Raw genomic sequence first — 7,045 nt, 5'->3', positions numbered from 1 at the left:
TTTACGTTCGGCCCGACCTGGCTGTCCCGGTCCGACGTCAAGGTGCGGATCGACGACGAGATCCGGGAGGCCGCGCTCGCCACCTCGACCACCCCGCGCCCGCCGGCCCCCGGTCGACCCGGCTTCCCTGGCGCGCCACCGGGCGGACCGGGCCCACGGATCGGGTACCCGGGCGCACCGAACGGCCCGAACGGGCCGGGGAGTCCCGCCACGCCGGGGAGTCCCGCCATGCCGAGTGGTCCCGGAGCACCCGGTGGTCCGGTCAGCCGTCCGATGGGGGGATACCCACCACCGGTTGGGCCGGGCTGGGGTGGATTCCCGCCGGGCAACACTCCACCGCCGCGGTCGACCCCACCGCCGCGGCCGCTCGGCCCCGGGTACGGCGGCCCCGGCGGCCCCGGGTACGGCGGACCGGGCGGCCCCGGCGACCAGACGTACCGGCCCGGTCCGGGGGGACCGGTGCACGGGATGGCGGGGGTACCACCGACCGCCACCCGCCAGGCCGGGCACCAGTCGAATCCGAACGCCCGTAACCGGACGCCGCTCATCATCGGAGCGGTCGCGTTCGTCGTCATCGTCGGCATCGTGGCAGCGGTGACGAACTCGGGCGGCGGCAGCCGCGGCGGTGACCGCGGCGGCGGCACGGCACGCCTCGCAACCGCCTACCGGGGAACGGCGCTGTCGGTGCAGGGCCTGAGCCCCTACAGCGTCGATGTCGATCCCGACGGCTCGCTGCTCGTCTCCAGCCTCGCGACGGACCGCATCCAGAAGATCACCCCTGCCGGGGCGGTCAGCGACCTCGCGGGCACCGGAGCCGGCGGGATCAGCGGCGACGGCGGCCCGGCCAGCGCGGCGCAGCTTGACGGGCCCGGATCGACCACCCGTGACAAGGCCGGCAACATCTACATCGGGGACGCGAAGAACAACCGGATCCGCAAGATCAGCCCAGCCGGGGTAATCACTACGATCGCCGGCACCGGTGACGCCGGTTACGGCGGCGACGGCGGCCCAGCCACCGCGGCGAAGATCAACGGCCCGAACGATCTCCAGATGACCGACGACGGCACCCTCTACTTCGCCGACCTCGCCAGCGACACCATTCAGAAGGTGACCCCGGGCGGGATCATCACCACCGTCGCCGGGACCGGCGAGGAGGGCTTCTCGGGTGACGGCGGCCCGGCCACCCGGGCCAAGCTGAACGTGCCGTCGCTCACCGTCGGCCCGGACGGCCGGACGCTCTACCTCGCCGACTACCGCAACCACCGGATCCGCCGGGTCGACCCGAACGGCGTGATTACCACGATCGCCGGCACCGGCGGCGAAGACTCCGGCGGCGAAGGCTCCGGCGGCGAAGGCTCCGGCGGCGAAGGCTCCGGCGGCGACGGCGGCCCAGCGGCCGCCGCCCAGTTCAAGAACCCGAGCTCGGTCGCGGTCGACGGCAGCGGCGCGCTCTACATCGCGGACAACGGCAACGACCGGGTGCGCCGCATCGATCCGAACGGCACCATCACGACCGTCGCCCAACCGGGCTAGGGTATCGCCGGTGACCTAGGGTATCGCCGGTGACACGGATGGTCGGACGACTCGTGACGACCATCGTCCACTCCCCGGACTCGTAGCAGCCGTGAGGACTGACCGTGGATGACGAGCCTGACCGACGATCGGTGTTACGGACCGCCGGAGCCGGCGGGCTCGGACTCGCCGCGCTCGGGCTCGGTGGCGGCCTGATGAGCGCCTGCCAGCAGGAGGACGCCCCCCACCCGACACCGACGGAGATCGACTGGCGCACGCTCGACGAACGGCTGATCGGTCCGCTGCTGCGACCGACCGATCCGGACTACGCCGTCGCCAGCATGCTGTTCAACCCGGCTTTCGACGCGGTACGCCCGCAGGCGGTGGTCCGTGCCATGTCTGCGGGGGACGTCACGGCCTGCATCGACTTCGCCCGCTCCACCGGGATACACCTCGTCGCGCGGGCCGGTGGCCACAGCTACGGGGGCTACTCGACGACGACCGGGCTGGTCGTGGACGTGACTGCGATGGCGTCGGTCCGGCCGGGGCCCGACGGCACCGCGCTGATCGGGGCCGGAGCGCTGCTGATCGACGTCTACTCCGCACTCGCCGAGAACGGGCTGGCGCTGCCGGCCGGATCATGCCCGACCGTCGGCATCGCCGGGCTCGCCCTCGGCGGCGGCATCGGAGTGTTGAGCCGGCGCTACGGTCTGACCTGCGATCGGATGGTCTCCGCCGAGGTCGTGCTGGCCTCCGGGGAGACCGTGCGCACCGACGCCGACACCGAGCCGGACCTCTTCTGGTCGCTACGCGGCGCGGGCGGGGGCAACGTCGGCATCGTGACGTCGTTCACCTTCGCCACCCATCGGGCGACACCGTTGGTGCTGTTCACCTACCGCTGGCCCTGGGACGTGGCCGCGGACGTGCTCACCGCGTGGCAGGGCTGGATCGCCGACAGCGGCGGCGCGCCAGAGGACCTGTGGTCGACCTGCGTCATGACCTCGATGCCGACGACCGGGGTCACCGGCAGTCCGGCCCTGCGGGTGAGCGGCGTGCTCGCGGGCGGCGCCGACGACACGCGGATCACGTGGCTGCGGGATCGACTCGCCAACCTCGTCGCCGCCGTCGGCCGGAGGCCCTCGAGCACCTTCGTCGCCCAGCGTGGCCATCTCGAAACGATGCTGCTCGAGGCGGGCTGCGCGGGCAAAAGCGTTGACACGTGCCACCTGCGCGACCGGACGCCCGGAGGCACCCTGCCACGGGTGGCCCAACGGGCCGCCTCGGCGTTCCTCGCCGAACCGATGCCAGCCGGCGGGGTCGAGACGATGCTCGCCGCGCTCGAGCGACGCCAACGCACGCCCGGGGCCGGTCCGGGTAGCATGATCTTGGATTCCTGGGGCGGCGCGATCAACCGGGTCGGCCCGGGTGACACGGCGTTCATGCACCGCGACACGCTCGCCAGCGCCCAGTTCGTCGCCGGGTACTCCGTCGACGCCTCCCCGGCGGACAAAGAGGCTAACCAGAGCTGGTTGCGATCCACGGTGGCGGCGACGGCGCCGTTCATGTCGTCGTCGGCGTACCAGAACTACATCGACCCGGACCTCACCACCTGGGCCGATGCGTACTACGGGGCGAACCTTCCACGGTTACGCCAGGTCAAGCGCGCCTACGACCCGGACAACCTGTTCCGCTTCGCGCAGAGCATCGCGCCGTCCTGAGCGGTCCCGGCGGTCCCGAGCGGGGGCTTCCCCGGCCAGGCCGGCCATTGCCCCGGGCAGCCACCCCGCGCCGGGAATCGAGGTCGACCGACCCGGGGTGGCATGCACTATTAGATCCGTTCACGTATCCGTTGCCTACTGCCCACCTATGGTCAGATCCCTGTCCATCCGCTGTCCCCCGGCCCCGCCACCGCGCAGTTCACTCACCGCTCCGGCGATTCATCTTGCGGCAACTACTCAAGGTGAGTACACACATGCTGTCGGTAACACACCGGCGTTGGTGTCCGTCTGGCCGTGTCGACTGGGTTTTCTGTGAGGTCCTCGATGAAAAGAATCTTCTGGCCGTATGGTGTCGGGCTGTTCGCCCTGTTCTTCGCGGTGACGGCACCGGGTAACGCCGCCGATGTAGTGCACAGCGCCGTCGGTGCGCTCGGTGGTGTGGCCGACGGACTGTCCACCTTCGTGTCCCAGGCGGCTACCTGACCGGAGCGACAGCACACCCGGAGTGTCCGGAACAGGAAATCCGGATCAGGAAAGCTGCCTAGCCAGCGGCCTGGTCACGGCCACGGTCCCACTCCAGTCCGAGATGTCGGATTCGACGACCCCCCACCGCGCTCCCTTGGCTGTGATGACCCGGCCGTCGCCGATGTACATCCCGACATGGCCCGGTGCCTCGGCGGTGCCGTCGGGGCCCGGGGTGAACAGCAGGTCCCCCGGCTGCGGATCGACGCCCGCGACCTGCGGGCCGAACCGCAGCTGGTCGGTCGTCACGCGGGGGAGCTCGATGCCGATGCGGCGATACGCCTCCCGGACCAGCGACGAGCAGTCCCAGGCCTCGGGACCGGTCGCACCCCAGACGTAGGGCTTGCCGATCTGCGACTGCATGAAGGCGACCATCGGGGCGACCGAACCAGCGGGGATGCCGACGCCGAGCTCCAAGGCGTCGCCGTACACCTGCGCCTGCGCGAGGATCGCGCGGACGTAGTTACGCGTCTCGGTGTACGGCGGAATGCCGGCGAAGGCAAGCACCGCACCCGCTCCCGCGTTGTACGCGGCCAGCATCTTCTCCTGGGCCGCGCCGGACACGGAGGCGACCGAGGCCGCCACCGCGCAGTCGTACCGGGCCGCCGCGGGGATCGCATCGGCCGGGTTCCACACGTCGCCCTGCCCGTGGGACGCCCACGTCCCGGGCATGAACTGGGCGATCCCCATCGCGCCCACGGGTGACCGGGCCCGCGGGTTGAAACCCGACTCCTGGTGTAACTGGGCGGCCAGCAGGGCGGGAGTCACCTCGGCGCACCCGGCCGCGTTCGCCGCATCAATGATCGTCTGCAGGTACTCGGCCGGGATGCCGTCGGAGTTCCTGATGGTCCGGTTACCCCCGCCCTGATCCTGGATGAAGGGACCGGCGATGATCAGAATGAGGACGAAGACCAGCATGACAACGCCGCCGATGACGAGAGCCGCGCCCGCCCCCGTCCAGACCAGCCAGCGGGAACGCTTACGAGTGAAGCCGCGGGCCATCACGCCTCACCGGCCCGGTGCGTCGCCGGCGACGCTCGACAGATCCGCGCCGGCGACCCGCCACGTCCCGTCGGTCTGGCGCAGGAGAGTGAGCGCCGGGGTGGACAGCGCCACCACCGGGGCGGCGCCGCCCGCCGCCGTCTCGCGGCGCACGTTCAGCTGAAGCACCACCCGACCGGTGGCCGTCGTGTCGATCCCGCCCAGGGGCGTGGTCGCCAGCACGGTCACCCGCGAGTGGGTGCCCGCGGCGCGCACCTCCTGCCACGCCTGGCCGTCCTCGCCGGCAGCGGTTCCGGGCCCCCCGGCGCCCGAACCACCGAGGCCCGCACCCCCGGCGCCCAGGCTGGCCGCGAAGTCCTCGGTGAGGCAGTCGCGGGCCCGCTCGACACCGGCTGCCGGGCCGGGGTCCGTCCGGGCGTCGAAGGACTGCCAGCGCGTGAAGCAGTCGGCGGCTACCGCCGCCGGGTCCTTCCGGTCCACCTCGCCGGTGGGTAGCGCAGACGCGGTGGCCAGCGGCGGACCCGGCGCCTGACTCGCCCCGGGCGGTGGCCCCGTGGTGGCGGACGGGGCGGGAGACGGAGCGGGGGACGGATCGGCAGCACTGCCCGGCGCGCCGCATCCGGCCACGGTGCCCACGGTGAGCAGCAGTCCGACGGCCAGCCAGAACCGGGGCCTCACCGCGGCCGGCCGGAGCGAGGCGGCACCGAGGTGAGATCGCTCATTCCCGACCGTCCAGCCAGTCCCGCACCCGCCCCCGACGCACCCGCCACTGGTGACCGACCTTGCGGGCCGGGATGGCCCGTTCCGAAAGCAGCTTGAGGACGGTGCTCTCCGACAACCGCAACCAGGTGACCAGTTCATCGACGGTGAGCACTTCGTCGTCGTCGGAGGGTCGGGAGGGCGCACCACCGGCGGGCGTCGGCGCGAGCGGAGGGGGCGCGAACGGAGGCGCCGCGGCGGCGGGCGCCGGTGTGCTGCGGGAGGCGACGGTCGGTGGCATGCCGGTCGGGCGGGCCGAGGCCGTGCGGACCCGGCCGGATGCCGCCGGAGCGGACCGGGCCGGGGCCGAGCCGACCGGGGATTTCGCGGGCGTCGCGTTCTGCGGTGCGCCGGATCGCTGGGATGGCCGAGGCGTCGCCGTCGAGAAGCCGTCCTGCGCCACCGACGCTCCTTTCCCATCTGCCGCACGCACGGTGCCCGTGTAGTCCAGGCCGCCCCCAGCCCGCCGCGTCGCGGATCACAGCCGAACCGTCCGCCGGTTCGTCCCCTCGATCCGGACGGCACATCTCCGGTTCCGGAAGGTACACCGACCCACCCAGGATGGGTAGCTTCGACCAGAGCTTGTCATACTCGAATGACTCGTGTTACATCGATCCGACCGCAGCCGAGCGCAGATAACAGTAAGTAACCTTAACTGGCACTAGCTAACCTTAGAAGGCCGGGAGGTCGACGGCGCGTGAGCGATGTGCCACAGGCACCGTACGGTGAGGAAGGCGACGCGCGGCCCGTTTCGCTCATTGGTGCCCGCATACCCTCGCCGGTCTCCCATCCCGACGGTCCGCCCATCCGAAACGATCAGTACATACGAGACGATCAGTACGTACGGGACGAAGCGGCAGGCACCGAAGACGTAAAGTCACCTCCCCATGCACGATCCGGGCGCCGACGACATCGACGGCGGGGCGGAACGGGCTCGCCGCAGCCACTCGACGAAGCGTGGCAGAGCGAGGCATTCCACCTCGATGATGCGACATCGGCGGCCCGTTCGGGTGCGGACCGTACAAACACGTCCGACGACATACCGCCATCGGTGCCGGGTACCAGGACCGAGGCACCCGGCACCGGGCCGGGCCGGGTGACCTCGGGCGCGGACACCAGCTCCCGGCGCACCCGCGGCGCCGCTGCCCGGCGCGCCGGCCGCCCGTCGGTGATTCCGCCCCGTAACCAGGCTGATCCCTCCCGCCGTCCAACCCGGCCGGCAGATCCCCGCGGTTCGACCCCGGTTCCCCCAGGCGCGGTGGAATCCTCGCAGGAGGTGAACACCGCGCCGGGTGGCAGCGCGTCAAGTGGCAGCGCGTCGGGTGGCAGCGTGCCGGGTGGCAGCGTGCCGGGTGGCAGCGCGTCAGGCCGAGGCGTCAGCCCGGTTGCGCGTCCTGGTTCCCGTGGCGGCCCAACTGCGGTACCACCACACCCAACCGGGCCACTGCCGGCCCCGAACGGGCCGCGCGTCCGGCCGCCGCGCGCCTCCGCGCCCCGTCGTCCGCAGCCTCCGCGGCCGCCGCGGACGACAC

Annotated in this window: 6 protein-coding genes; 3 read left to right on the top strand and 3 right to left on the bottom strand. The window is 72.1% G+C overall.

Annotated features, from left to right (window positions below):
- The 3 genes from AC08OQ_RS16135 to AC08OQ_RS16125 form a co-directional block, all read left to right on the top strand.
- Positions 1–1,533, top strand: a 1,533-nt coding sequence (locus tag AC08OQ_RS16135; protein WP_476612162.1) for an SMP-30/gluconolactonase/LRE family protein, incomplete at its 5' end; no start/stop codon positions are given.
- Between the two features lie 104 nt (positions 1,534–1,637).
- Positions 1,638–3,230, top strand: coding sequence for an FAD-binding oxidoreductase (locus tag AC08OQ_RS16130; RefSeq protein ID WP_476601299.1), 1,593 nt, complete (start codon positions 1,638–1,640; stop codon positions 3,228–3,230).
- Positions 3,231–3,554: 324 nt separating this feature from the next.
- Complete coding sequence (locus AC08OQ_RS16125; protein ID WP_462202948.1) at positions 3,555–3,713, top strand: hypothetical protein; 159 nt, start codon at positions 3,555–3,557, stop codon at positions 3,711–3,713.
- A 45-nt stretch (positions 3,714–3,758) separates the two neighbouring features.
- On the opposite strand, the gene AC08OQ_RS16120 is transcribed toward AC08OQ_RS16125, so the two are convergent.
- The 3 genes from AC08OQ_RS16120 to AC08OQ_RS16110 are packed head-to-tail and all read right to left on the bottom strand — an operon-like array spanning position 3,759 to position 5,916.
- Positions 3,759–4,754: a C40 family peptidase gene (locus AC08OQ_RS16120; RefSeq protein ID WP_476601303.1), complete on the bottom strand. Its 996-nt coding sequence runs from the start codon at positions 4,752–4,754 to the stop codon at positions 3,759–3,761.
- A gap of 6 nt (positions 4,755–4,760) precedes the next feature.
- Entirely contained in the window at positions 4,761–5,432 is a 672-nt protein-coding gene (locus AC08OQ_RS16115) for a hypothetical protein (RefSeq protein ID WP_462187215.1), read from the bottom strand.
- A gap of 40 nt (positions 5,433–5,472) precedes the next feature.
- Positions 5,473–5,916: a helix-turn-helix domain-containing protein gene (locus tag AC08OQ_RS16110; protein ID WP_476601300.1), complete on the bottom strand. Its 444-nt coding sequence runs from the start codon at positions 5,914–5,916 to the stop codon at positions 5,473–5,475.
- Positions 5,917–7,045 lie beyond the last annotated feature (1,129 nt).

It is taken from the genome of Frankia sp. CcCS3 (assembly GCF_977927575.1).
This window is presented reverse-complemented; position numbering and strand designations above follow the sequence as displayed.